This is a genomic window from Mesorhizobium sp. M2A.F.Ca.ET.042.01.1.1 (assembly GCF_003997405.1).
Classification (GTDB): Bacteria; Pseudomonadota; Alphaproteobacteria; order Rhizobiales; family Rhizobiaceae; genus Mesorhizobium.
In genome coordinates this window covers 1-25,800 of the sequence record NZ_RZRX01000027.1, presented here as the reverse complement: position 1 = coordinate 25,800, position 25,800 = coordinate 1, and the positions used below count along the sequence as shown (strand labels likewise).

The 25,800-nt window shown below is 64.8% G+C and carries 23 protein-coding genes and 1 pseudogene; 17 read left to right on the top strand and 7 right to left on the bottom strand.

Annotated features, from left to right (window positions below; all coding sequences use genetic code 11):
• The first annotated feature begins 40 nt into the window (after nucleotides 1-40).
• From EOA23_RS06535 to glcF, 5 genes and pseudogenes are all read left to right on the top strand, one after another.
• Nucleotides 41-1,537 carry an FAD-linked oxidase C-terminal domain-containing protein gene (locus EOA23_RS06535; RefSeq protein WP_127303292.1) on the top strand — a complete coding sequence of 499 codons (1,497 nt, stop codon included), beginning with the start codon at nucleotides 41-43 and terminating at the stop codon, nucleotides 1,535-1,537.
• A pseudogene (locus EOA23_RS06530) lies at nucleotides 1,537-2,048 on the top strand (DUF559 domain-containing protein). The gene EOA23_RS06535 and the pseudogene EOA23_RS06530 overlap by 1 nt, the downstream one beginning before the upstream one ends.
• Nucleotides 2,049-2,262: 214 nt before the next feature.
• Nucleotides 2,263-3,531, top strand: coding sequence for an FAD-binding protein (locus EOA23_RS06525; RefSeq protein WP_127303291.1), 1,269 nt, complete (start codon nucleotides 2,263-2,265; stop codon nucleotides 3,529-3,531).
• Complete coding sequence (locus tag EOA23_RS06520) at nucleotides 3,528-3,917, top strand: DUF4870 domain-containing protein (RefSeq protein WP_127303290.1); 390 nt, start codon at nucleotides 3,528-3,530, stop codon at nucleotides 3,915-3,917. The genes EOA23_RS06525 and EOA23_RS06520 overlap by 4 nt, the downstream gene beginning before the upstream one ends.
• A 10-nt stretch (nucleotides 3,918-3,927) precedes the next feature.
• A complete protein-coding gene (gene glcF / locus EOA23_RS06515) occupies nucleotides 3,928-5,232 on the top strand; it encodes a glycolate oxidase subunit GlcF (RefSeq protein WP_127303289.1) in 1,305 nt (434 codons plus the stop codon).
• 173 nt (nucleotides 5,233-5,405) lie between these two features.
• Here the strand turns inward: glcF and EOA23_RS06510 are convergent, their stop codons facing one another.
• The gene (locus tag EOA23_RS06510) at nucleotides 5,406-6,326 is read right to left on the bottom strand and encodes a bifunctional 5,10-methylenetetrahydrofolate dehydrogenase/5,10-methenyltetrahydrofolate cyclohydrolase (RefSeq protein ID WP_127303288.1); all 921 of its coding nucleotides are present in this window, start codon (nucleotides 6,324-6,326) and stop codon (nucleotides 5,406-5,408) included.
• Nucleotides 6,327-6,687: 361 nt separating this feature from the next.
• Complete coding sequence (locus tag EOA23_RS06505; protein WP_127303287.1) at nucleotides 6,688-7,428, bottom strand: L,D-transpeptidase; 741 nt, start codon at nucleotides 7,426-7,428, stop codon at nucleotides 6,688-6,690.
• 213 nt (nucleotides 7,429-7,641) lie between these two features.
• Between EOA23_RS06505 and EOA23_RS06500 the strand changes: the two genes are divergently transcribed.
• Nucleotides 7,642-8,280, top strand: a complete 639-nt coding sequence (locus EOA23_RS06500) for a DNA-3-methyladenine glycosylase I (RefSeq protein WP_127303302.1) — start codon at nucleotides 7,642-7,644, stop codon at nucleotides 8,278-8,280.
• Nucleotides 8,281-8,472: 192 nt separating this feature from the next.
• Here the strand turns inward: EOA23_RS06500 and EOA23_RS06495 are convergent, their stop codons facing one another.
• Entirely contained in the window at nucleotides 8,473-8,700 is a 228-nt protein-coding gene (locus EOA23_RS06495; protein WP_127303286.1) for a hypothetical protein, read from the bottom strand.
• A gap of 314 nt (nucleotides 8,701-9,014) precedes the next feature.
• Here EOA23_RS06495 and hisS point away from each other — a divergent pair, with 314 nt between their 5' ends.
• The 6 genes from hisS (at nucleotide 9,015) to EOA23_RS06465 (ending at nucleotide 16,169) form a co-directional block, all read left to right on the top strand.
• Complete coding sequence (gene hisS / locus EOA23_RS06490; RefSeq protein ID WP_127303285.1) at nucleotides 9,015-10,517, top strand: histidine--tRNA ligase; 1,503 nt, start codon at nucleotides 9,015-9,017, stop codon at nucleotides 10,515-10,517.
• Between the two features lie 171 nt (nucleotides 10,518-10,688).
• Complete coding sequence (locus EOA23_RS06485; RefSeq protein ID WP_127303284.1) at nucleotides 10,689-11,807, top strand: ATP phosphoribosyltransferase regulatory subunit; 1,119 nt, start codon at nucleotides 10,689-10,691, stop codon at nucleotides 11,805-11,807.
• Nucleotides 11,804-12,502, top strand: a complete 699-nt coding sequence (gene hisG / locus EOA23_RS06480; protein ID WP_127303283.1) for an ATP phosphoribosyltransferase — start codon at nucleotides 11,804-11,806, stop codon at nucleotides 12,500-12,502. The genes EOA23_RS06485 and hisG overlap by 4 nt, the downstream gene beginning before the upstream one ends.
• A 73-nt stretch (nucleotides 12,503-12,575) precedes the next feature.
• On the top strand, nucleotides 12,576-14,336 hold the full coding sequence (locus EOA23_RS06475) for an AMP-binding protein (protein ID WP_127303282.1): 1,761 nt from the start codon (nucleotides 12,576-12,578) through the stop codon (nucleotides 14,334-14,336).
• 10 nt (nucleotides 14,337-14,346) lie between these two features.
• Nucleotides 14,347-14,970 (top strand): poly-gamma-glutamate hydrolase family protein, encoded by a 624-nt coding sequence (locus tag EOA23_RS06470; RefSeq protein WP_127303281.1) that lies wholly within the window; start codon nucleotides 14,347-14,349, stop codon nucleotides 14,968-14,970.
• Between the two features lie 242 nt (nucleotides 14,971-15,212).
• Nucleotides 15,213-16,169: a calcium:proton antiporter gene (locus tag EOA23_RS06465; RefSeq protein WP_245474034.1), complete on the top strand. Its 957-nt coding sequence runs from the start codon at nucleotides 15,213-15,215 to the stop codon at nucleotides 16,167-16,169.
• A 54-nt stretch (nucleotides 16,170-16,223) separates the two neighbouring features.
• On the opposite strand, the gene EOA23_RS06460 is transcribed toward EOA23_RS06465, so the two are convergent.
• Complete coding sequence (locus EOA23_RS06460) at nucleotides 16,224-17,132, bottom strand: hydrogen peroxide-inducible genes activator (protein ID WP_127303279.1); 909 nt, start codon at nucleotides 17,130-17,132, stop codon at nucleotides 16,224-16,226.
• 175 nt (nucleotides 17,133-17,307) lie between these two features.
• Between EOA23_RS06460 and katG the strand changes: the two genes are divergently transcribed.
• Nucleotides 17,308-19,515, top strand: coding sequence for a catalase/peroxidase HPI (gene katG, locus EOA23_RS06455; RefSeq protein WP_126062462.1), 2,208 nt, complete (start codon nucleotides 17,308-17,310; stop codon nucleotides 19,513-19,515).
• 128 nt (nucleotides 19,516-19,643) lie between these two features.
• Here katG and EOA23_RS06450 read toward each other — a convergent pair whose 3' ends face one another.
• A complete protein-coding gene (locus tag EOA23_RS06450; protein ID WP_042640999.1) occupies nucleotides 19,644-20,321 on the bottom strand; it encodes an MIP family channel protein in 678 nt (225 codons plus the stop codon).
• Between the two features lie 332 nt (nucleotides 20,322-20,653).
• Here EOA23_RS06450 and EOA23_RS06445 point away from each other — a divergent pair, with 332 nt between their 5' ends.
• The 4 genes from EOA23_RS06445 to guaA all read left to right on the top strand — a co-directional run bounded on the left by EOA23_RS06445 (nucleotide 20,654) and on the right by guaA (nucleotide 24,775).
• Nucleotides 20,654-21,943 carry an RsmB/NOP family class I SAM-dependent RNA methyltransferase gene (locus EOA23_RS06445; protein WP_127303278.1) on the top strand — a complete coding sequence of 430 codons (1,290 nt, stop codon included), beginning with the start codon at nucleotides 20,654-20,656 and terminating at the stop codon, nucleotides 21,941-21,943.
• Nucleotides 21,944-22,038: 95 nt separating this feature from the next.
• The gene (locus tag EOA23_RS06440; protein WP_040997552.1) at nucleotides 22,039-22,497 is read left to right on the top strand and encodes a PaaI family thioesterase; all 459 of its coding nucleotides are present in this window, start codon (nucleotides 22,039-22,041) and stop codon (nucleotides 22,495-22,497) included.
• A 3-nt stretch (nucleotides 22,498-22,500) separates the two neighbouring features.
• Complete coding sequence (locus tag EOA23_RS06435) at nucleotides 22,501-23,139, top strand: 5'-methylthioadenosine/S-adenosylhomocysteine nucleosidase (protein ID WP_127303277.1); 639 nt, start codon at nucleotides 22,501-22,503, stop codon at nucleotides 23,137-23,139.
• A gap of 70 nt (nucleotides 23,140-23,209) precedes the next feature.
• The gene (guaA, locus tag EOA23_RS06430) at nucleotides 23,210-24,775 is read left to right on the top strand and encodes a glutamine-hydrolyzing GMP synthase (RefSeq protein ID WP_127303276.1); all 1,566 of its coding nucleotides are present in this window, start codon (nucleotides 23,210-23,212) and stop codon (nucleotides 24,773-24,775) included.
• 54 nt (nucleotides 24,776-24,829) lie between these two features.
• Here the strand turns inward: guaA and EOA23_RS06425 are convergent, their stop codons facing one another.
• Nucleotides 24,830-25,360: a VOC family protein gene (locus EOA23_RS06425; protein WP_127303275.1), complete on the bottom strand. Its 531-nt coding sequence runs from the start codon at nucleotides 25,358-25,360 to the stop codon at nucleotides 24,830-24,832.
• A gap of 56 nt (nucleotides 25,361-25,416) precedes the next feature.
• A partial coding sequence (locus EOA23_RS06420) for an alpha/beta hydrolase (protein ID WP_145966404.1) occupies nucleotides 25,417-25,800 on the bottom strand: 384 nt, incomplete at its 5' end.

Genomic DNA, 25,800 nt, shown 5'->3' with positions numbered 1-25,800 from the left:
AAGCTGGTAAAAGATTTTGACCAGTCAAGCGGGATGACCGATGTCCGGCCTAGCCATGCCCAAGCCAGATGCCGAAACGCTGCGTCGGCGCGCCGAGATCGTCGCCGACATGCGCATCATCGTGCCGGGCGAGGGTGTCGTCGACGCGGCCAATGAAATGCGCGCCTTCGAAAGCGACGGCCTGACCGCCTACCGGCAGTTGCCGCTGGTCGTCGTGCTGCCGGAAACGGTGGCTCAGGTCTCGCGGGTTCTCAAATACTGCAACGAGCGCAACATCCGCGTCGTGCCGCGCGGTTCCGGCACCTCGCTGTCCGGCGGCGCGCTGCCGCTGGAAGATGCGGTGCTGCTGGTGATGAGCCGCTTCAACCGCATCCTTCAAATCGACTACCCCAATCGCATCGTCGTCGCCCAGCCGGGCGTCACCAATCTCGGCATCACCACCGCCGTCGAGCAGGAGGGCTTCTACTATGCCCCCGATCCATCCTCCCAGATCGCCTGCTCGATCGGCGGCAATGTCGCGGAAAATTCCGGCGGCGTGCATTGCCTGAAATACGGGCTCACCGCCAACAATGTGCTGGGTATCGAGATGGTGCTGATGAATGGCGAGGTGGTTAGGCTCGGCGGCAGTCATCTTGATCAGGAAGGCTATGACCTGCTCGGCGTCATGACCGGCTCGGAAGGGTTGCTCGGCGTCGTCACCGAGGTCACGGTGCGGATCCTGAAGAAGCCGGAGACGGCGCGCGCGCTGCTGATCGGGTTCCCGACCAGCGAACAGGGCGGCCAATGCGTCGCCGACATCATCGGCGCCGGCATCATCCCGGGCGGCATGGAGATGATGGACCGCCCGGCGATCCACGCTGCGGAGGACTTCGTCCATGCCGGCTATCCGCTCGATGTCGAGGCGCTGCTCATTGTCGAGCTCGACGGGCCGAGCGTGGAGGTCGATCATCTGATCGGCCTCGTCGAGGCGATCGCCTACAGGAACGGCTCGACCACCTGCCGCATCTCGCAATCCGAGCAGGAGCGGCTGAGCTTCTGGGCCGGCCGCAAGGCGGCTTTCCCGGCAGTCGGCCGCATCTCGCCGGATTATTACTGCATGGACGGCACCATCCCGCGCAAGGAACTGCCGAGGGTGCTCGCCGGCATGCGCGATCTTTCCGAGAAATACGGCCTCGGCGTCGCCAATGTCTTCCACGCCGGCGACGGCAATCTGCACCCGCTGATCCTCTACGACGCCAATGTGCCAGGCGAGCTCGACAAGGCCGAAAGCTTCGGGGCCGACATTTTGCGGCTTTGCGTCGAGGTTGGCGGCGTCTTGACCGGCGAGCACGGCGTCGGTGTCGAGAAGCGCGACCTGATGCCGGAAATGTTCAACCAGATCGATCTCGACCAGCAGATGCGCGTCAAATGCGCCTTCGACCCCAATCATCTGCTCAACCCGGGAAAAGTGTTTCCGCAACTGCGCCGCTGCGCGGAGCTGGGAAGGATGCATGTGCATCGCGGGCAGGTGGCTTTTCCGGACATTCCGAGGTTTTGATGGGGGCGCGGGATCAAAGTTCCTCGCCCCCGCAAAGCGGGGGAGACGTGGCTCGGGCGAAGCCGGAGACGGAGAGGGGAACGCCCTCTCCGCCAAGCCGCCGCTCGCCAGAAAAAATTGCTCGTGCCCGCGAGCTTCGCCACGGTGACAATCAAGCGGAAGCGACCCTCTGGAACGAGCTGAAGGCGAAGAAACTGGGCGGCTACAAATTCGTTCGCCAGATGCCCATCGGCCCGTATTTCGGGGATTTCGCCTGCAGGAGCAAAAAACTGATCGTGGAGCTGGATGGCAGCCAGCATGCGGACAGTCCATATGACAGGCGACGCGACGAATTCATGCGTGGCGAAGGCTTTTCGGTTTGCGGTTCTGGAATTTTGATGTTTTGAAGAACACGAGGAGTGTTTGCGAGACGATACTTGCCGCACTTGAAGGGCGGCTTGCTGAAGATGTGGCTGCTGCCGACCTCAGGTTTGTATTTGCGGCCAAGAAGATCGGAGACAGCGCTCTATGATGGCCCCCTCTCCGTCTCGGGCTTCGCCCGAGCCACCTCTCCCCCGCCTTGCGGGGGCGAGGAACCCAAACTTTTCAAGGTCGCGAGGTCGGCGGTTGGCGTTTCCTCGTCCCCCTGAAATGGGGGAGAGGTGTCCGCGTAGCGGACGGAGAGGGGGCAGCGCTGCCGTATGCGATTGCCCCGGCCTTGCGAGGGCGAGGAACCAGGCCAAGCCATGACCACCTTCACCCCATCCTCTTCCGCCGAAGTCCTCTCCACCATCCAATGGGCGGCCGCCGAGGAATCCCCGCTCGAGCTCCTCGGCCACGGTTCCAAGCGCGGCATCGGCCGTCCGCTGCAGACCGAGCATACGCTCGACCTGTCCAAGCTCACCGGCGTAACCCTCTACGAGCCCGCCGAACTGGTGCTGTCGGCCAAGGCCGGCACGCCGCTCGCCGAGCTCGAAAAACTGCTTGCGGAAAACGGCCAGCAATTCGCGTTTGAGCCAATGGATTACGGCCCGCTGCTCGGCGGCGAGCCGGGCCAAGGGGGCAAGAGCGGCACCATCGGCGGCGTGCTGGCTTCGAACCTGTCCGGCCCGCGCCGCCTCAAGGCCGGAGCCGCGCGCGACCATATCCTTGGCGTCGCCGCCGTCTCCGGCCGTGGCGAGGCCTTCAAGTCGGGCGGGCGCGTCGTCAAAAACGTCACCGGCTACGATCTCTCCAAGCTGATGGCGAACAGCTGGGGCACGCTGGCCGTGCTGACCGATGTCACGTTCAAGGTTCTGCCGGCCGCGGAAACGGAAGTGACTTTGGCCGTCCGCGGCCTGCTCGACGAGGCGGCGGTCACCGCCATGGCGCTGGCGCTGGGGTCCAGCGCCGAAGTGTCGAGCGCGGCGCATCTGCCGGAGCGCATCGCGGCCCGTGTCGCCGGCGGCAAGCACGGCAGCGATGCCGCAACGTTGCTGCGCGTCGAGGGGTTTGGCCCCTCGGTCGTCTATCGCATCGAGGCGCTGCGCAAGCTGCTCGGCAAGGCCGGGCCGCTGGAAGAGATCGCCGGCGAGGCGTCGAAGACGATCTGGCGCGACATCCGAGACTGCCGGCCCTTCGCCGATGGCGGCACGCGGCCGGTCTGGCGCGTCTCGATGGCGCCGTCCGAAGCGCATCATATGGTGATGGCGCTGCGCATGCAGGCGGCGGTCGATGCGTTCTACGACTGGCAGGGCGGCCTGGTATGGCTGTCGATGCGCGAGGACGATCCGGAGGCCGATCTGTTGCGCGGCTTGATCCGCAAGCATAGCGGCGGCCATGCGACGCTGGTCCGCGCCTCCGCTCCGCATCGCGCCGCTCTGCCGGTATTCGAGCCGCAGCCGCCGCATCTGGCGGCGCTCTCGGCGCGGCTCAAGGTCGAGTTCGATCCGAAGAATATCCTCAACCCCGGCCGCATGGCGCCGGGCTCCGGCTCTGCTACTCTCGCCCGATCAACACAGGGAGCAGCATCATGAGCAGTACCGACCCAGGACCGAGCAGCGCGCCACGCCAGACCGATCGCTGGCTGGAGCCGGGCCAGACTAACGCGCTGGTCATCTATATTCTCTACCTCGCCAGCTTTGTCATCGGCATCACCGGCATTGTCGGCATCGTGCTTGCCTACATCAACCGCGGCAAGGCCGGCGGCTTCGTCGAAAGCCACTATACGTTCCTGATCAGGACGTTCTGGATCGGCCTTCTCTACGCGCTGATCTCGGTGGTCCTGATGATGCTTGTGATCGGCTTCGTGCTGATGTTGGCTGTCGCCGTCTGGTTTATCGCCCGCTGCATTCTGGGCATCCAGGCGCTGCAGCGCGGCGAGCCCGTCAGGAACCCGCAAAGCTGGCTTCTGGGACAGTAAGGATTTTTGCGTGCAGACCAATTTCTCCCTTGCCCAGCTTGCCGACCCGCATGTCGCGGAATCGGAGAAGATCCTGCGCAAATGCGTGCATTGCGGCTTCTGCACCGCCACCTGCCCGACCTATGTGACGCTTGGCAACGAGCTCGATTCGCCGCGCGGCCGCATCTACCTCATCAAGGACATGCTGGAGAACGGCCGCCCGGCGGACAGGGAGATCGTCACCCATATCGACCGGTGTCTGTCCTGCCTTGCCTGCATGACGACGTGTCCGTCGGGCGTGAACTACATGCATCTGGTCGACCACACCCGCGCCCATATCGAGCAGACCTACAGGCGGCCGCTGCTCGACCGGCTGACGCGCGCAGTGCTGGCCTTCGTGTTGCCTTATCCCAGCCGCTTCCGCGCCGCGCTGAAACTGGCCGGCCTCGGCCGGCCCTTCATCGGCCTGTTCGAAAAACTGCCGGGCCTGAAGCCGGTCGCCGCCATGCTGAAGCTCGCGCCGTCCGCGATCCCACCGGCATCGCCGATGGCGAAACCAGGCACGCATGCCGGGCATGGCACAAAGCGCGGCCGCGTCGCGATCCTCACCGGTTGCGCGCAATCGGTGCTCGATCCAGCCATCAACGACACCACCATCTCACTGCTGACCAGGCTGGGCGTCGAGGTCGTGGTGCCCGAAGGCGAGGGCTGCTGCGGCGCGCTCGTCCATCACATGGGCCGCGAGGATCAGGCTCTTGCCTCGGCCAGACGGAATGTCGACGCCTGGACGCGCGCGATCGACCAAGGCGGGCTCGATGCCATCATCATCACCGCGTCAGGCTGTGGCACCACGATCAAGGATTACGGCTTCATGCTGCGCCTCGATCCGGCCTATGCGCAAAAGGCGGCGCGGGTATCGTCGCTGGCCAAGGACATCACCGAATATCTCGCCGCGCTCGACCTGCCCGAGCCGGTGCGCAAGCCGGGCACCGTCGTCGCCTACCATTCCGCCTGCTCGATGCAGCACGGCCAGAAGATCACGCGCCAGCCGAAGGAGTTGCTCGCCAAGGCCGGCTTCGTCGTGCGCGAGCCGCGCGAAGGGCATCTGTGCTGCGGCTCGGCCGGCACCTACAACATCCTGCAGCCGAAGATTTCAGCCAAGCTACGCGACCGCAAGGTGAAAAACATAGAGGCGACGGGGGCCGAAATCGTCGCCACCGGCAATATCGGCTGCATCACGCAAATCGCGTCCGCCGCGAAGCTGCCCGTGGTGCACACGATCAAACTGTTGGACTGGGCGTATGGCGGTCCGAAGCCGGAAGGTGTTTCCGAGTGAGGGCTGGCGGCGGCAGAGTGATCCTCGTCGCCTCATCCGGCCGCTTCGCGGCCACCTTCTCCCCGAGGGGCCCCGAGGGGAGAAGAGGTCGGCGCCGGCGCTGACAGTCTCCTCTCCCCTCGGGGAGAGGTCAGCCGAGCGAAGCGGAGGCTGGGTGAGAGGGAGTGCCGCGCCTACTCCGCCGCGAGCTGATCCGCCACGCCATAGGTCGCGCGATAAAGCGCGCGCTGGCGATTGAGCGCCACCATCGTGTTGCGCAAGAGGATCGCCACGGTGAGCGGCCCGACGCCGCCAGGCACCGGCGTGATCCAGGACGCCACTTCCTTCACGCTGTCGGTGTCGACGTCGCCGACGATGCGGGTTTCGCCGTCGGGCCCGAACTCGGAATTGATGCCGATGTCGATGACGCAGGCCCCCGGCTTCACCATGTCGGCCTTGATCAGCCGCGGCTTGCCGACCGCGACGAACAGCGCGTCGGCGCGCCGTGCATGCGCCGCCACCGAGCGCGTCATGTGGTGGCACACCGTCACCGTAGCGCCTTCGCTCATCAGCAGGAAGGCGATCGGCTTGCCGACGATCTCGGAATGGCCGACGACGACCACTTCGAGCCCCTTGAGATCGAGGCCGGTCTCCTTCAGCAGTTCGACCGAGGCGGCCGCCGTGCAGGGCGCCAGATCGAGCTGGTTGTAGACGATGTTGCCGATCGAGGCCGGGTGCATGCCTTCGACATCCTTCAGCGGATGCACCGCGCCCTGCAGCGTCTTGATCGGGATATGCGCCGGAACCGGCCGCTGGATGATGATGCCGGTGACGCGCGGGTCGGCGTTGAGGCCGTGGATCGCCGCTTCCAGCTCACCGGCGGTAATGTCGGCGGCGAAGCGCCGCTCCTCGAAGCCGATGCCGGCAAGGGCTGCCTTGGCGCGCTGGTTGCGCACATAGACATCGACCGCTTCGGTATCGCCGACGGTGATTGAGACCAGCTTCGGCGGAAAGCCCTCGGACGCCGCGATCGCGGCGTCTTCGCGCACCGACGCGATGATGCGCTGGGCAACCGGGCCGCCTTTCAGATAGCGGCTGTCGTCGGTCCGGGTCATGGCTGGCACCTCTGCCTTCTGGGCAATTCGAGGAAATCGCGTAAGCAGCGTTGCGTCCAGAATTGCGTGACGATCAGGATTTGTGCACTGCAATAGCAGAGGAGCGCCGGGAAATCAGCCCCGAAAGCGAATCCGTCTGTTTGCGGCGCGACTTGCCGCGCCGCGCGTCAAGGAACCCTCAAGAACGAAAAGGGCAGCGCGGTTGCCCACGCTGCCCTTTCGTGACCGGCCGTATCCCCACACGGCCCGTCCCCCGTAAACTCGACACCGGTTTAAGCACATCCCAAGGGATCGCACTATGACTTGACGGCAACAGCTGGACTAAAAGTGCTGCGCCGTCTAACCGGCTGGTTCGCAGAAACTAGATCACCTCGACCGTGGTTCCGACATTCACGCGCTCGTAAAGGTCGACGACGTCCTCGTTGCGCATGCGGATGCAGCCGGAAGACACCGCGCCGCCGATCGTCCAGGGCTGGTTGGTGCCGTGGATGCGGTATTCGGTGGTGCCCAGATAGAGCGCGCGCGCGCCCAGCGGGTTTTCCATGCCGCCAGCAAGATAGGTCGGCAAATAGCGGCCCTTGGCCGCCTCGCGCTTGATCATCGCCGCCGGTGGGCGCCAGTCCGGCCACACCTTCTTGTCGGTGATCTTGTGCGTGCCCGACCATTCGAAGCCCGGTTTGCCGGTGCCGACGCCGTAACGCCGCGCCTTGCCGTTCTTCTCCACCAGATAGAGGAAATTCTGGTGCGTATCGATGACGATCGTGCCCGGCTTCGCCGGCCCGTCATATGCGACTTCCTGCGGCAGATAGATCGGGTTGATCTGCGGTCGCATCACCATGCGCTTGGCCGGCTGCTGCACGGCTGCCGTCTTCTGCCGGTCGGGCTGCGCCTGGAACAGGCGCTCCAGCGGCTGCTGCGTCGCCTGCCGGGTCGGGCGCACGATGCCCGGCGCGTGGCCAAGCTGCAGCACCCAGGGCGCCGAAAGGTCGGGGCTCACCGTCACCGGCGGCATATCGGCATAGCGGTCATTGGCAAAGGAGGTGGTGGCGCCGGCGGCAAGGATTGCCGCCGCGCCGAGCAGGGAACAAAACGCTGTCTTCATTGGAACGCACCTTGATCGAACTCATCCGGGGCGGAGAGGGCGCCCTCGGTTTCGCGATCCTTAGCGCTAAGCGGCAAGCAAAACATGAATCGGAATGCGTAAAATGCCGCTTTGTCAGTAAACCTTTTGGTGTGGTTACCGGCCGGTTCAGGAATCTGGTAAAGCCACGGTAAAGGCGGCGCCGAGGCGCATTAACGAATGGATCTGCTGACGATGGCAACGGAAAATACCGGCATTCTCGACGGTCCCGACGGCAAGGCGCGCTGCTTCTGGCATGGCAATTTGCCGGACTATCTCCACTATCACGACCATGAATGGGGCCGCCCGGTAACGGAGGATCGCCGGCTGTTCGAAAAGATCTGCCTGGAAGGGTTCCAGTCGGGCCTGTCGTGGCTCACCATCCTGCGCAAGCGCGAGAACTTCCGCGAGGCCTTCGCCGGTTTCGACTTCGACAAGGTGGCGAGGTTCACCGACGCGGATGTCGAGCGCCTGCTCGGCAATGCCGGTATCATCCGCCATCGCGGCAAGATCGTCTCGACCATCAACAACGCCAAACGCGCCCGCGAGATGGTCGACGAGTTCGGCTCTTTGGCTGCCTGGTTCTGGAAGTTCGAACCGGGCCCGGACGAGCGTCCGGAAATCGTCGACCTGGCGCATCTGCGCGCCAATCCGACGACGGCGGTGTCGGTCAGGATATCGAAGGAGTTGAAGAAGCGCGGCTGGAGCTTTGTCGGCCCGACGACGGTCTATGCCTTCATGCAGGCGATGGGCCTGGTCAACGACCATCTCGAAGGTTGTTATTGCAGGGCGGAGGTGGAAAAGGAGCGCAAGAAGCTCAAGCGACCGAAGTAGGCGCTTTCTCCTTCTCCCCTTGTGGGAGAAGGTGTCGCCGAAGGCGACGGATGAGGGGTGCTCCAGCTTGGCACCGCTGGACGAGACGGCAAGTTTGCCAGCGTCTCATTCGCTGGAACACCCCTCATCCGTCTCGGCGCTACCGCGCCGATCCACCTTCTCCCACAAGGGGAGAAGGTCAGGTTGCGAAGCTCAAACGCTGCCGGCACCTGTCAAAAACAACCCGGCCAGGATCGCCGCCACCGCCGCGAAAGCCGGGTAAATCACCAAAAGCCCGGTCACCAGCGCGTCGCGCGCGCTCGGCTTGGCCGCCACAGCCTCGAAAGGCCCTGCCGGCTGCTGCGCCGGCTTCAGCGCCGGAACCCCGGCAGGCTTCAGTCTTGCAGTCTCGCCCTCGATCATATCTTCAGCCGTCGTCATGGCCCCGAACCCCTTGTTTCGGCGCGCTTTGTCGTCGTCGATTGTGTCGGCAGCATGCCGCGCTGGTGGCGGAATTGTTTCAGTTTTCCTTCTCCTCTTGTGGGAGAAGGTGTCGCCGAAGGCGACGGATGAGGGGTGCTCCAGCGAAAGCCGGCGCCTCACTCCGCTGGAACACCCCTCATCCGTCTCGGCGCTATCGCGCCGATCCACCTTCTCCCACAAGGGGAGAAGGAGAGGTCGCCGCCCTTGCCGCTCCAAGCCGCATCGTTTAGGAAACGCCCGCTCGAAGTAAGTCACCACTGACTGGAATCCCCATGGCCGACAAATCCGAAAAGACGAAAGCGCGGTTGCCGCGCGGTTTTGCCGACCGCAGTGCCGAAGACATCCGCGCCGTCGAGAAGATGATGGCGACCATCCGCTCGGTCTATGAGCTTTACGGCTTCGAGCCGGTCGACCAGCCGATGATCGAATACACCGATGCTTTGGGCAAATTCCTGCCCGACCAGGACCGGCCGAACGAAGGCGTGTTCTCCTTCCAGGACGACGACGAGCAGTGGCTGTCGCTGCGCTACGACCTGACCGCGCCGACGGCGCGCTTCGTCGCGGAAAACTTCGACAAGCTGCCGAAGCCTTATCGCAGCTACCGTTCCGGCTGGGTGTTCCGCAACGAGAAGCCCGGCCCCGGCCGCTTCCGCCAGTTCATGCAGTTCGACGCCGACACGATCGGCACCCCGGGCGTCGCCGCCGACGCTGAGATGGCGATGATGATGGCCGATGTCATGGAAGCGCTCGGCATCAAGCGAGGCGACTACGTCATCCGGGTCAACAATCGCAAGGTGCTCGACGGCGTGCTGGAGGCCATCGGGCTCGGCGGCGAGGACAACGCCGGCCGCCGGCTGACCGTGCTGCGCGCCATCGACAAGCTCGACAAGCTCGGGCCGGAAGGCGTCAGGCTCCTGCTCGGTCCCGGACGCTGGGACGGCGGCAAGGAAGGCGAGGGCGACTTCGCCAAGGGCGCCGGATTGAAGGATGCGCAAGCCGAGGCGGTTCTTCTGGCAACGGCCAGGAACGGGCAGGCCGCCCAGGACGCCAGCGTCAATGCCAATGCAGTCTATCAGGAAGGCGTTGGCGAACTCGCAACGATCGAGGCCCTGGTTAGAGCCGCGAGCTACGACGAAGACCGCATCGTGATGGACCGCTCCGTCGTGCGCGGCCTCGAATACTACACCGGCCCTGTCTTTGAGGCCGAGCTCCTGGCCGAGATCCCTAACGATGAAGGTCAGATCGTGCGTTTCGGTTCGGTTGGCGGCGGTGGTCGCTATGACGGGCTGGTCTCGCGCTTCCGCGGCGAGCCGGTGCCGGCCACCGGTTTTTCGATCGGCGTCTCGCGGCTGATGACGGCGCTGAAGAACCTCGGCAAGCTCGACACCTCCGACATCATCGCGCCGGTCGTCGTGCTGGTGATGGACAAGGACACCGAAAGCCTCGGCCGTTACCAGAAGATGGTCGCCGACCTGCGCGCCGCCGGCATCCGCTCGGAAATGTATCTCGGCGGCGCCGGCATGAAGGCGCAGCTGAAATATGCCGACCGCCGCGGCAGCCCAATCGCCATCATCCAGGGCGGCGACGAGCGTGCCAAGGGAGAGGTGCAGATCAAGGACCTCATCGAAGGCGCGCGCCTGTCGGCCGAGATCACCGACAATGCCGAATGGCGCGCGGCAAGGCCGGCGCAGGTGACGGTCGCGGAGGGTGACCTGGTGGCTGAGGTGATGAAGATACTCGCGGCGCAGGCCGAGGAGCGGGCACGTGGCCGATAGGGCGCCGACCTTCCCTTCTCCCCTTGTGGGAGAAGGTGGATCGGCGCGTAGCGCCGAGACGGATGAGGGGTGTTCCAGGGAACGCCCACGTCTCATTTCGCTGGAACACCCCTCATCAGTCGCCTTCGGCGACACCTTCTCCCACAAGGGGAGAAGGGGAGGTGGCGCTCTATGACCTCCCGCCCCACCATCGCCGCCGACATCGCGAAACTCTTCGCCGCCCGCGACACGCACGCGGTCGAAGTCGCCGTGCTGCAGCCGGCCGATCCGTTCCTCGATATGGCCGGCGAAGACCTGCGACGGCGCATCTTCCTGACCGAGAGCGAGACCGGCAAGACTTTGTGCCTGCGGCCCGAATTCACCATCCCGGTCTGCCTCGACCACATCGCCAGCCAGGCCGGCACGCCGCGCCGCTATTCTTATCTGGGCGAAGTGTTCCGCCAGCGGCGCGAAGGCGGCAACGAGTTCTTCCAGGCCGGCATCGAGGATCTCGGCGACAATGACACGGCGGCGGCTGATGCTCGTTCGCTGGCCGACGCGCACGCGCTGCTGTCGCTGGTGCTGCCGGGACGGCCCCTCGCCATCACGCTTGGTGACCAGACCCTGTTCGAGGCGGTGCTGGCGGCGCTTGGCCTGCCGCGCGGCTGGCGCATGCGGCTGGCCCGCGCTTTCGGTTCGGCGCCGATGCTGGAAGCGGCCCTTGCCGATCTCGCCAACCCGCCGCGCAACAGCCAGCTTGCCGGTCCCGTCGCCTTGCTGGTGCTCGACGGTGACGCGGAAGGCCTCGCCGCGCACATTGCCGAAGGCATGGAGGAGGCCGGGCTGGCGACTTCCGGCGGTCGCTCGCCGGCCGACATTGCGCGCCGGCTGATCGAGAAAGCGCAGTTGCGCAGCGTGCGGCTCTCCGATGACGCCTTCTCGGCGTTGAAGGGCTTTCTCGAGATCGACGTCGCGCTCAGCGACGCGACCGCGGCGCTGGAGAAATTCGCCGCCGATGCCGGCCTGTCGCTGGGACCGGCGCTGGAGAATTTCGCCGCCCGCGCCAAGGCGATCGAGGCGCATGGCTTACCGATGGCAGACATCCGTTACGACGCCGCCTTCGGCCGCCCGCTCGACTATTACACCGGCCTCGTCTTCGAGATCGCGGTCCAGGGAGGCGATCGCCCGCTGGTCGGCGGTGGCCGCTACGACCGGCTGCTGACGCTGCTTGGCGCAAAAAAGCCAATCCCTGGTGTCGGCTTCTCGGTCTGGCTCGACCGGATCGAAGCCTTGCGGGAGGCGGCGCAATGATCACGCTGGCGATCCCGTCGAAAGGCCGACTCAAGGAACAATCGCTCGAAGTGTTGGCCAAGGCCGGCCTGGCCGTCACCCTGCCTCAGGACGACCGCAAATACCGCGCCCGCATCGATGGGCTCGACAATGTCGAGGTGGCCTTCCTATCCGCGTCCGAGATCGCCGGCGAGATCGGGCAAGGGTCGGTCGATCTCGGCATCACCGGCGAGGATCTGCTGCGCGAGAACCTCGCCGATTGGGAGGCGCGCGCCGAGATCGTCGCCCGTCTCGGTTTCGGCCATGCCGACGTCGTGGTCGCCGTTCCCGACATCTGGCTCGATGTCGACACCATGGCCGATCTTGACGATGTCGCGGCCGATTTCCGCCAGCGCCACGGCAGGCGGCTGCGGATCGCCACCAAATATTGGCGGCTGACGCAGCAGTTCTTTTCGCTCAAGCACGGCATCCAGGTCTACCGCATCGTCGAAAGTCTTGGCGCTACCGAAGGCGCGCCGGCGGCCGGCCTGGCCGATGTCATCGTCGACATCACCACCACTGGCTCGACGCTGCGCGCCAACCACCTGAAGGTGCTGGGCGACGGTACGATCCTGAAGTCGCAGGCCTGTCTGGTCGCGTCGAAGAAGCAGCGCGACGCGGCGGATGAGGCACGGTTGCGGGAAATCGCAGCCAAAATGGGCGCCTTGGTCGCTTAGCCCTCCCTACCTTCGGCGGGTTTCCACCGCCGTTGCAGGCTGATAGGCTCAATGATCCCGGGAGGAGACGGCGATGGCGATCAAACTCGACGAGCTTATGAACGCCACCAATTTGCGCGGGCATCGCGCGACCTTTATTGCCCCGGCGGGCGGCAAGGCGCATGTCTCGGGCGACCGTTCCGTGCCGTTGCTCGACAAGACCATTCCGGAGCTGTTCTCCGACACGGTGAGCAAATACGCCACGCTCGACGCCGCCGTCTTCGTCGGTCAGGACAAGCGCTTCACCTGGAGCGAGCTCTCGGATGCGGTCGACGCCCTGGCCGCCGGTTTCCTGGCGCTCGGCCTGGAAAAGGGCGACCGCGTCGGCATCTGGTCGCCGAACCGCTGGGAATGGCTGGTGACGCAGTTTGCCACAGCCCGCATCGGCCTCATCCTGGTCAACATCAACCCGGCCTATCGGCTGACCGAGCTGGAATATGCGCTCAACAAGGTCGGCTGCAAGGCGCTGGTCACGGCGGCCCAGTTCAAGACATCCGACTATCTCGGCATGATCGAGACGCTGGCGCCGGAGATCGCCGAGGCGGAGCCCGGCAAGCTCAAGGCGAAAAAGCTGCCGGCGCTGAAGACCGTCATCCGCATGGGCGACGACAACTCGCCAGGCATGTTCAATTTCGGCGACGTGCTGGCCATGGCCGGCCGCGACGAGCACGACAGTCTCGACCGCATCTCGGAGAGCCTGAAGCCAGGCGAGGCCATCAACATCCAGTTCACCAGCGGCACGACCGGCGCGCCGAAGGGCGCGACACTGACCCACGCGAACATCGTCAACAACGGCAATTTCGTCACCTCGGCCATAAAACTCACCGTCGATGACCGGCTCTGCATCCCGGTGCCGCTCTACCATTGCTTCGGCATGTCGATGGGCACGATGGGCTGCGTGTCGAAGGGCGCGACCATGGTCTTCCCGGGCGAAGGGTTTGACGCCGGCGCGACGCTGAAAGCGGTCGCGCAGGAGCGCTGCACCGGGCTCTATGGCGTGCCGACCATGTTCGTCGCCATGCTCGACCATGCCGATTTTGCCGGCTTCGACCTCTCCAGCCTGCGCACCGGCATCATGGCCGGCTCGCCATGCCCGATCGAGGTGATGAAGAAGGTGGTGTCGCTGATGAATATGTCTCAGGTGACCATCGCCTATGGCATGACGGAGACCAGCCCGGTCTCCTTCCAGAGCAGCGTCGACGATCCGCTTGAAAAGCGCGTCTCTACCGTCGGCCGCATCCACCCGCATGTCGAGGTGAAGGCGATCGGCGCGGATGGCGCGACCGTTGCGGTCGGGGAGCCTGGCGAGCTCTGCACGCGCGGCTATTCGGTGATGAAGGGCTATTGGGACGACGCTGACAAGACTCGCGAGGCGATCGACGCCGAGGGTTGGATGCACACCGGCGACCTCGCGACGATAGATGCCGAGGGCTATTGCAACATCGTCGGCCGGGTAAAGGACATGGTCATCCGCGGCGGCGAGAACGTCTATCCGCGCGAGGTCGAGGAATTCCTCTATCGCCATCCAAAGGTCAAGGAAGTGCAGGTCTTCGGCATTCCGGACGACAAATATGGCGAGGAACTCTGCGCCTGGATCGTGCTGAAGCCCGGCCAGATCGCCACCGCTGAGGAAATCAAGGCCTTCTGCGCCGGCCAGATCGCGCATTACAAGGTGCCGCGCCACATCCGTTTCCGCACCGAATTGCCGATGACGGTGACCGGCAAGCCGCAGAAATTCCTGATGCGAGAGGCGATGGTGGAGGAACTCGGGCTGGTGGCGCAGAAGACGGCGTGAAACGGCACTTATGGACAACGAGTTTCCCAATTTCTCTGCGCTGAGAGCCGCCAAGATCGAAAACGTGGATTATCGCATCGTCGTCCGGCGCGGCGCGCGAACCGGCGGTGCGATCGTCATGGCGCCGCATGGCGGCAAGATCGAGCCCCGCACCTCCCTGATCGCCGAGACGATAGCCGGCGGCGATCTCGACATGTATTGCTTTGAAGGGTTGATGCCGGAAAGGAACCGGGAGCTGCACATAACGTCCAGGAACTTTGACGAGGCAACCGCGCTGGACCTGTTGCGGACGAAGTCCACCGTCGTCGCCATCCACGGCCGCCAGGACCGCGACGATCTCGCGACGGTCTATCTGGGCGGCAAGGACGCCGCGTTGGTTTCGGAGATAGCCTGGCGCCTGCAGGAGGCCGGCTTTCAGACGCAAAAGGACAACCATCCCTTTCCAGGCATCCAGGATTCGAACATCGTCAATCGCGGATTGACGGGAAAAGGCGCACAGCTGGAAGTGCCCTTCTCGCTGCGCCGCAGGCTCGGCAACGAGCCGGACCTTCTGGAAAGATTCTGCGGGGCGGTTCGCAAGGCTATCGATACATTCGATGCCCAAAACGGTGCCCGGTCCCCATTCCTGTTTTGAACGGTGCGCTGGGCAGGCAAAGATGGCCGTGAGAGGTGCTCCCCACGCACTTTTCCGCTAAGGTCGCGGGAAACGCACGGCATTCGGGGGCTTGAATGACGGGTTACGGCCGGTCAGTGACTTCCTACACGATGCCACTGGCCGCGCTGGCGCTGGCTCTCGCGGTCAGGGCCAGCGGCGTTTCGGTTGACGAAGGGTCGCTGAACGTCAGGATCCTCGTCGGAGCGCTGTCGAGCGCCATCATGTTCGTCACCATTTTCGTCGTGCTCGACCATGCCGAGGCGCTCGCCCGGCGCGTAGGGGAGCCCTACGGAACATTGGTGCTGACCTTTGCGGTGACGGCGATCGAAGTGTCGATCATCGTCTCCATGATGCTGCATGGAGAAAACAACCCGACGCTGGCGCGCGAGTCCGTTTTCTCGACGGTGATGATCACCTCCACCGGCGTTGTCGGCATCTGCCTCACGCTTGGCGGCTGGCGCTATCGCAAGCAGGCGATCGTTCGGCAAGGGACCAGCGCCTACCTGTCGGTTCTGATCGCGCTGACCGTGATGACGCTTATTCTTCCGACCTACACCCGCACCACGGATCCCGGCACGTTTTCGGCGGCTCAGCTTGGTTTCGTGAGCGTCCTTTCGGTGCTGCTCTATGCGAGCTTCGTGTTCGCCCAGACCGTCCGTCACCGGGAAGACTTCGTCCAGGGACAGGCACACGAAGCACCGATGCGAACCGCCTCCCACGACAGCATTTCCGTCAGCGCCCTGCTGCTGGCAAGCGGACTCATCGGCATTGTCCTGCTCGCCGAGCAGGTCGCCGCGAGCGTGGAGGACGCGCTCGCCGCCTACCAGGTGACCCAGGCCGACAGCATCGTGGGGGCATTGATCGCGGCGCTGGTTTTGATGCCGGAGGCCATCTCGGCGATTCGCGCCTCGTTCAGGAACGAGCTGCAGCGCAGCCTGAACGTCGCGATGGGCTCGGCCTGCGCCACCATCGGTTTGACGATACCGGCGGTCGCGGCCGCCAGCCTGCTGACGGGCAGGGGACTGACCCTGGGGCTCCCGGCCTCCGATGCCGTGCTTCTGGTGCTGGCGCTTTTCATATGCAGCGTAAGCTTCAGCACCGAAAGAACGACGTTCCTGACCGGCATGGTCCATGTCGTGGTGTTTTTCACCTATGTGTTTCTGATCTTCGTGCCTTGAAGGGTGTCGCGAGCCGAGCATCGGGCGCAGGGTTAGCGCCGTCTTGAAAGGCGCTCACGCCGACAGCACCGCCCGGTCCAGCCCGCGTATGATCCGCGCCAGTTCCACGCACTCGTCCTGCCGCACCTTGTTCTTCCGCCAGGCCATGCAGATCATGCGCTGCGGCATCGGCTCCTGGAACGGCACGATCCGCAAATCGGGCATGACGCCGGCGGCACTTGCCGCCATTTCCGGCACCAGCGTGACGCCGAGCCCATGCGCCACCATCTGCAAGAGCGTGGTGAGGCTGGTCGCGCCGTAGCTTGCCATCGCCACCGGCCGCACATTGCCGCAGACGGCCAAGGCCTGCTCGCGCAGGCAGTGGCCTTCCTCCAAGAGCATCAGGCGCTCCAGCGCCGGGCTTTCGGGCGGCACCGGCGGCGAGGCGAAGGCCGGATCGCCGGCGGGAACGGCGAGGAAGAAGCGGTCGGGAAAAAGCTCTTCGGTGACGATCGCCGGCTGATCGAGGGGCAAGGCCGCGATGAAGGCGTCGAGCCGGCCTGATGTCGCTTCCTCGACCAGCGATGCGGTCACCGCCTCGCGCAATTCGAGCTGGAGGGAAGGGTAGTGCTTTTTCAGCTCCGGCAGCACATGCGGCAACAGGTAGGGCGCGACCGTCGGGATGATGCCCAGCCGGAAACGTCCTTCCATGGTCGGGCGGCCGCGCCGGGCAGTCGTCTCGACGTCACGTATGTCGGCCAGAATGCGCTCGATACGCGGCTGCAGGGCAAGCGCCTCGTCGGTCATGCGCACCGTCTTGCCGCCGCGCTCGAACAACAGGCAGTTCAGCCGCTCTTCCATCTCGGCGATCTGCGCGGAAAGCGCCGGCTGGCTGACGCCGGCAAGCTTCGCGGCGCGGCCGAAATGGAGCGTCTGAGCCAGCGCGTCAAAATATTGCATCTGTCGGACAGTGAGGCCAATCATAAGAAAATCCTATCAAATGAAACAGGAAAGGCAATTTGTCTTTATCGGCCGGCCGGCCTAGTCTGGAATCATTCCAGGGTGGCGCGGCCAATGGCTGCCCCCGGGAAATTCCGGGAAAATCAACCTCGGCAAAATTCAACCACGACAAAACCTCGGCAGAATCGGGAGACCCAAGATGGACGCGAAAACCGACGACAACAGCGCTGGCAAATGCCCGGTGGCGCATGGATCCGCACGGACCAACCGCGACTGGTGGCCGAACCAGCTCGACCTTTCCGTTCTCCACCAGCAGTCGAACCTGTCGGACCCGATGGACGAAGACTTCGACTACGCCAAGGAGTTCGCGACCCTCGACCTCGACGCGGTGATCGCAGACCTGCACAAGGTCATGACGGATTCTCAGGACTGGTGGCCGGCCGACTTCGGCCATTATGGGCCGCTCTTCATCCGCATGGCCTGGCACAGCGCCGGCACCTATCGCATCGGTGACGGCCGCGGCGGCGCCGGTGCCGGTCAGCAGCGTTTCGCGCCGCTGAACAGCTGGCCGGACAACGCCAACCTCGACAAGGCGCGCCGGCTGCTGTGGCCGGTCAAGCAGAAATACGGCCGCAAGATCTCCTGGGCCGACCTTCTGATCCTCACCGGCAACGTCGCGCTGGAATCCATGGGCTTCAAGACCTTCGGCTTTGCCGGCGGCCGCGCCGATGTCTGGGAGCCGGAGCAGGACGTCGACTGGGGCTCCGAAGCGAAGTGGCTCGGCGACGAGCGCTATTCGGGCGACCGTGAGCTTCGCGGCCATCTCGGCGCCGTGCAGATGGGTCTCATCTACGTCAACCCGGAAGGGCCGAACGGCAAGCCCGATCCGGTCGCGGCGGCGCGCGACATCCGCGAGACCTTCGGCCGCATGGCGATGAACGACGAGGAAACCGTGGCGCTGATCGCCGGCGGCCATACCTTCGGCAAGACGCATGGCGCGGGCGATGCCTCGCTGGTGGGCGCCGAGCCGGAAGGCGCCGGCATCGAGGCGCAGGGCCTCGGCTGGTCGAGCAAATATGCCTCCGGCATCGCCGGCGACGCCATCACCTCGGGTCTCGAGGTCACCTGGACGACGACGCCGACCAAGTGGAGCAACAACTTCTTCGACAACCTCTTCAACTATGAATGGGAGCTGACGAAGAGCCCGGCCGGCGCCCATCAGTGGACGCCGAAGGGCGGCGCCGGCGCCGGCACGGTTCCGGACGCGCACAATCCCTCCAAGCGCCACGCGCCGGCCATGCTCACCACCGACCTCGCGCTGCGTTTCGACCCGGCCTATGAGAAGATATCGCGCCGCTTCCATGAGCATCCGGAACAGTTCGCCGATGCCTTCGCTCGCGCCTGGTTCAAGCTCACCCATCGCGACATGGGCCCGGTCGTGCGCTATCTCGGCCCGCTCGTGCCGAAGGAAGAGCTGATCTGGCAGGATCCGATCCCAGCCATCGACCATGAGCTGGTGAGCGAGGCCGACATTGCATCGCTCAAGGCCAAGATCCTGGCGTCCGGCCTTTCGGTCTCCGAGCTGGTCTCGACCGCCTGGGCCTCGGCCTCGACCTTCCGCGGCTCGGACAAGCGCGGCGGCGCCAATGGCGGCCGCATCCGCTTGAGCCCGCAGAAGGACTGGGAAGTCAACGAGCCGGCTCAGCTCGCCAAGGTGCTGGGCAAACTGGAAGCCATCCAGAAGGAGTTCAACGCGGCCCAGACCGGCGAGAAGAAGGTCTCGATTGCCGATCTCATCGTGCTTGGCGGCGCCGCCGCGGTTGAAAAGGCGGCGAAGGACGGCGGCACCGAGGTCAAGGTGCCCTTCACGCCGGGCCGTATGGACGCTTCGCAGGAGCAGACAGACGTCCACTCCTTCGCGCCGCTCGAGCCGAAGGTCGACGGCTTCCGCAACTATGCCCGCGGCAGGCTGCCGATGTCGGTCGAGGCGATGCTGGTCGACCGCGCCCAGCTGCTGACGCTGACGGCGCCGGAAATGACCGTGCTGGTCGGCGGCCTGCGCGTGCTCGGCGCCAATGCCGGCGGTTCGAAGCATGGCGTCTTAACCGACAGGCCGGGCCAGCTCACCAACGACTTCTTCGTCAACCTGCTCTCGATGGCGACCGTCTGGGATCCGGCGGCCGGCTCCGAGCCGGGTTCCGACGAAGTCTACGAAGCGCGTGACCGCAAGACCAGGGAAGTGAAGTGGACCGGCACCCGCGCCGACCTGATCTTCGGCTCTCACGCGCAGCTGCGCGCGCTCTCCGAGGTCTATGGTTCAAGCGACGCCAAGGCGAAATTCGTCAAGGACTTCGTCAAGGCCTGGACCAAGGTGATGAACGCCGACCGCTTCGACATCGCGAAGTAAGGTCGTACCTTTCAAGAAAAAAGGCGCGGGTCATGCCCGCGCCTTTTTTGCGTTTCTCGACCGAAGCAATTCCAGGAAAAGTGTTCTGCGGTTTTCCGTCCGGAATTGCTTCAAACGAAAAGACCGATTCAGTCTTTTTCGAAGATGCCGGCCTTGGCGACGACGCCGGCAATCGCCCCGCCGATCAGCGGCGCGACGATGAACAGCCAGAGCTGGCTGAGCGCGGCACCCCCCGAAAACAGCGCCGGGCCGATCGAGCGCGCCGGGTTGAGCGACGTGCCGGTAACCGGGATGATGGCGAAGTGCAGGCCGGCCAGCGTCAGGCCGATCACCAGGCCGGCAAAGGCGGTGGTGTGCTTGGCATTGGTGACGCCGAGGATCACCGTCACGAAGGTGAAGGTGCCGATCAGCTCCCACAGGAAGGCCGAGCTCATGCCCCATTTCGCCTCGTCCCAGCCATTGGCGCCGAAGCCGCCGGTGTGGCCGCCGGCCTGGCCGGAAACGATGATCCACAGCGCCAGCGAGGCGATGATGGCGCCGATGATCTGCGCGATCCAGTAGGGAACGACGTCCTTGGCCGGCATCCGCCCTGCCAGGAACACGCCCAGCGTCACCGCCGGATTGAGATGCGCGCCCGAGATCGGGCCGATCGCATAGGCCGCGGCGATCAGGCCGATGCCGAACGCCAGGCCGATGCCTTCCTGTCCGAGCGGCAGCGCGCCGCCGAAACCGCCCGTGACCACGGAGGCCGTGCCGATGAACACCAACAAAAACGTGCCGAGAACTTCTGCCAGATAAGTCTTCATTGCCCTCTCCTCATAGGATCCGCTTGAACCGCGTTTGGCACGCCGCGAATCACCGTCAGAAGAGTATTCCTGCCGGAAACACTTGGAAAGCTGCGAGATTAAGCTGTCAGGCTTGCTTGTGTATGTCACGTAAGTACATTAGGAAACTTTCATATTCTGGTTGGTTATTCTTGTTTTTTCCGTGGCGCCGCTTGCGATGGAAAAACCGTTCGGGGAAATTGCGTCGCGCTGAAACCCTGTTTCACCGGCAAGCCGAATAGAATTGTTTCAATCCCGGCCTGAAAGGCTTTAAGAGCGGCTGGAACGGATTTGCAGGAGCTGCGGAAAACGGGATGCGATTGGGCGGAAGGCTGGCGGCGGCCATAGAGGTTCTTGAAGACATCGGCCGGCGCCACCGGCCGGTGGCCGACGCGTTGCGCGACTGGGGCCTGTCGCATCGCTTCGCCGGCGGCGGCGATCGCGCCGCGATCGGCAACATCGTCTATGACGCGCTGCGCCGCAAACGCTCGGCCGGCTGGCTGTTCGACGAGGACACGCCGCGCGCCATCGGCTTCGGCGCGCTTCTCTTGGAGTGGGGGCAAACGGCGCAGTCGCTCAACGATGCGCTCGATGGCGACAAGTTCGCACCGCCGCTGCTCAGCGCCGCCGAATTGAAGGCGGCGACCGAGCGCAGGCTTGCCGACGCGCCCGAGGCCGTGCGCGCCGATATCCCGGATTGGTGCGCGCCGCTGCTCGAGCAAGCCTATGGCGACGCATGGGTCGAGGAGGGCGCCGCCCTGGCGCAGCGCCCTCCGCTGGATCTCAGGGTCAACACGCTCCAGGCCGACCGTGCCAAGGTGCTGGCCGAGTTGCAGGGCACCGGCGCGGCACCCGCGGCGATCGCGCCGCATGGCATCCGTATCCCGCCCATCGATGGCGACGGCAGACATCCTAACGTGCAGGCCGAGCCCGCTTTCCAGAAAGGCTGGTTCGAAGTGCAGGACGAGGGCTCGCAGCTCGCCGCGGCGCTCGCGGGCGCCGAGCCCGGCATGCAGGTGCTCGACTATTGCGCCGGCGCCGGCGGCAAGACGCTGGCGCTGTCGGCCGAGATGGACAACAAAGGCCAGCTCTTCGCCCATGACGCGGAGAAGGTGCGGCTGGCGCCGATCTTCGAGCGCATCCGCCGTTCGCATAACCGCAACATCCAGGTCGTCAGCAAGCCGGCGGAGCTTGCGCCCCTTTCAGGTCATATGGACCTCGTGCTGATCGATGCGCCCTGCACCGGCAGCGGCACCTGGCGTCGCCGCCCGGACGCCAAATGGCGATTGACCGAGCGGCAGCTCGATGCCCGCAAGGCAGAGCAGCAGGCGATCCTCGACACGGCCCAGGCCTTCGTCAGGCCGGGCGGCCTGCTGGTCTACATCACCTGCTCGGTGTTCGGGGCCGAAAACGGCGAGCAGGTCGCGGCGTTCCGCGAACGCCATGCAGGCTTTGCGCCGGTCGATCATCGCCAGCTCTGGGACAGCCGCTTCCCCGGCCATAAAGGCGCCGCGCGCATTGCCGGCAACGGTGGTATCTCGCTGTCGCCGGCGCTGAGTGGCACTGACGGGTTTTATTTCCACGCCTTGCGCAAGGCAGTGTGAGGGGCTGCGCGATTTTGCTGCGCTGCAACATAAAAGATTGCCTGTGCTGCCTGCCTCTGCAATAAGCTTCGCCAGCAAAACGTGAGGCGGAGACCATGGCAGCAAAGATCGTACCCGCTCCCGACTTCGAGGAACGCGTCAGGACGTCCTTTGCCCGGCAGAAAGCCATGGCCACCATCGGCGCGGAGCTGACGCTGGTGACGCCCGGTATCATCGAGATCGAGATGCCTTACTCGGCTTCGCTCACCCAGCAGCACGGTTTCCTGCATGCCGGCGTCATTTCCACCGCGCTGGACTCGGCCTGCGGCTACGCGGCCTTTTCGCTGATGCCGGAGAATTCCGGCGTGCTGACCATCGAGTTCAAGGTGAACCTTCTGGCGCCGGGCAGGGGGGAGCGCTTCCTGTTCCGGGGCTCCGTGACGAAGCCCGGCCGCACCATCATCGTCGCCGACGGCCAGGCCTACGCCTTCGCCGCCGACGGCGAGGCCAAGCTGATCGCCACCATGACCGGCACCATGATGACGGTGGTCGGCCGCGATGGAATAGAAGGGTGATGCATGGCTGGTGCAGTTCAGATCGCAGGTAAGGCTGTTCTGTTCGTCGTGGCGGCCGAGGCCGAATACGGCCCGCATCTGAAAAACCTGTTCACGCCGCTGATGACTGGTGTCGGTCCGGTCGAGGCGGCTGTGCGGCTGAGCGCCGAACTCGCGGCGTTGAAGGCCGAAGGAGCGCTCCCGGACCTGATCGTCTCGCTGGGCTCGGCCGGCAGCCGCAAGCTGGAACAGACCGAAATCTACCAGGCCGTGTCGGTGAGCTATCGCGACATGGACGCTTCGCCGCTCGGCGTCGAGAAGGGGGCGACGCCTTTCCTCGACCTGCCGGTGACGGTGCCGCTGCCTTTCGTCATCCCGGGCATCAAGACCGCCTCGCTCTCTACCGGCGGCGCGATCGTCTCCGGCGCCGCTTATGAGGCCATCGATGCCGACATGGTCGACATGGAGACCTTCGCCTGCCTGCGCGCTTGCCAGCTCTTCGGCGTGCCGCTGATTGGGCTGCGCGGCATTTCCGACGGCGCGGCCGATCTCAGGCACGTCAACGACTGGACGGAATATCTGCACATCATCGATGAGAAGCTGGCCGTCGCCATCGGTTTGCTGCAACAGGCGATCGAATCCGGCGCGATCCGGCTGGCATAGGCGCAAAGGGACGGAAGGCCGCAGCGCTGAGCCCATTGCGCCGACTCGTTTCTTTCTCTAAAGGCTCGCCATGACGACGACAGCCAATCACTCCGACACCGTACTGATTGTCGATTTCGGCAGCCAGTTCACGCAGCTCATCGCCCGCCGCATCCGCGAGGCCGGCGTCTTTTCCGAGATCGTGCCGTTCCAATCGGCCGAAGCGGCCTTCAAGCGCATCAATCCCAAAGCCGTGATCCTATCGGGCGGTCCGGCCTCGACCACCGACATCGGCAGCCCGCGCGCGCCGCAGATCGTCTTCGACGCCGGCGTGCCGGTGCTCGGCATCTGCTACGGCCAGATGGCGCTCTGCGTGCAGATGGGCGGCGTCGCCGAAAGCTCCAACCATCGCGAGTTCGGCCGCGCCTTCGTCGAGATCGAGAAGGAGAGCCCGCTGTTCGAGGGCCTCTGGGCGCCCGGCCAGCGCCACCAGGTGTGGATGAGCCATGGCGACCGGGTCATCGAATTGCCGCCGGGCTTCAAGGTGCTCGGCAAGTCGGAAAGCTCGCCCTTCGCCATCTTCGGCGATATCGAGCGCAAGATGTACGGCATCATGTTCCATCCGGAAGTGGTGCACACGCCGGACGGCGCCAGGCTCTTGAGAAACTTCGTCCACAACATCGCCGGCATTGAGGGCGACTGGACGATGCGGGCCTATCGCGAGCACGCGGTCGAAACGATCCGCAAGCAGGTCGGCAAGGGCAAGGTGATCTGCGCGCTTTCGGGCGGCGTAGACTCCTCGGTCGCCGCACTTCTGATCCACGAGGCGGTCGGCGACCAGCTCACCTGCATCCTCGTCGACCACGGCCTGATGCGCAAGGACGAGGCGCAAAGCGTGGTGGAGATGTTCCGCCAGCACTACAACCTGCCGCTGATCCTGGTCGATGCGTCCGACCGCTTCATCTCGGCGCTGGAAGGCGAGGGCGATCCGGAGAAGAAGCGCAAGACCATCGGCCGCCTGTTCATCGAAGTGTTCGAGGAAGAGGCGAAGAAGCTCGGCGGCGCCGATTTCCTGGCGCAGGGCACGCTTTATCCCGATGTCATCGAGAGCGTCTCCTTCTCCGGCGGCCCGTCGGTGACGATCAAGTCGCACCACAATGTCGGCGGCCTGCCTGAGCGCATGAACATGAAGCTGGTCGAGCCGCTGCGCGAACTGTTCAAGGATGAGGTGAGGGCGCTGGGCAAGGAGCTTGGCCTGCCCGAAAGCTTCATCGGCCGCCATCCCTTCCCAGGCCCGGGGCTTGCCATCCGTTGTCCGGGCGGCATCACGCGCGAGAAGCTGGAGATCCTGCGCGAGGCCGACGCCATCTATCTCGACGAGATCCGCAAGGCCGGCCTCTACGACGCCATCTGGCAGGCCTTCGCCGTGCTTCTGCCGGTCCAGACAGTCGGCGTCATGGGCGATGGCCGCACCTACGAGTTCGTCTGCGCGCTGCGCGCCGTGACCTCGGTCGACGGCATGACGGCCGACTTCTACCACTACGACATGAACTTCCTCGGCGCCGCCGCCACCCGCATCATCAACGAGGTCAAGGGCATCAACCGCGTCGTCTACGACGTGACCTCGAAGCCGCCAGGCACCATCGAATGGGAGTGATTTTGCCCATCCCGGCATATCGGCCGGCGCCGCGTCGCTGGAGAACCATCCTGCTCAGTCCTCGTCCTGCCACCTGCGCAGATCCGTATGGTCATGGTAGGCCATGCGATCCGGCGTGGTGATGAACTCCATCGTCGTGCCCCACGGCATGCGGCAGTAGCAGACCTTGTTTCCAGGACCTTTCTCGGTTGCATAGGGAATAGCGCGCGGCGCGATGAGGGGTGTGCCTCCCGCCTTCTCGAAGCGCTCGACCGATGCGTCGATGTCGTCGGTGTAGACACCGAAGTGCGTGATGCCGAAGTCGCTCGCCCGGATCGGCTGGGCTTGCTCGGGACCGTGCATTTCGAAGAGCTCGATGTCGGGTCCGGTTCCGATCTTGACCATCGCCTGCGCACGCACGACCGTTCCGGGGAAAGCGCCGACGGCGCGCTCGAATTCGGGTCCCTGCCGCGGCGGGTCCTGCGGTCCGAAGGACTGGTAGATCACCTGGCCGCCGAAAGCATCCACCAGGAACGATTTTGCTGCTTCGATGTCGGGCACCGTGATGCCGATATGATTGACGCCGCGAATGACGGGTGCGGTCATGACAGTCTCCGTTTTTAGTCGATCCGCCCGGCCCACGACGGGCGCGGGCCCGAGTTTCAATGGGTCTTGAGGAAATCGATCAGAGCGGCGGCGACCTCATCCGGCCGCTCATCCGCGACATAGTGGCTGCACCGGGCGATCGAGCCGCCCGTCACATTGGTGGCGAACTCCTTGAGCATGGGGACCATCTGCGCGCCGAAGCGCTGGTCCCCACCCAGGCCAAGCACCGGTATCTCGAGCGGCTGCTTCTTGTACTCGAGCGCAACCGCATGATCGGCGGCGAGGGTGCGATACCATTCCATGCCGCCACGCGTGCGGCCAGGAAGCGCCATCGCCTTGGCGTAGATCTCGATGTCAGCCGCATTGAAGGTGCTGTGATCGTAGAACCGCTCTGCCATGAAGGTCGAAACATAGTCATATTCACGGCCATGGATCAGGCG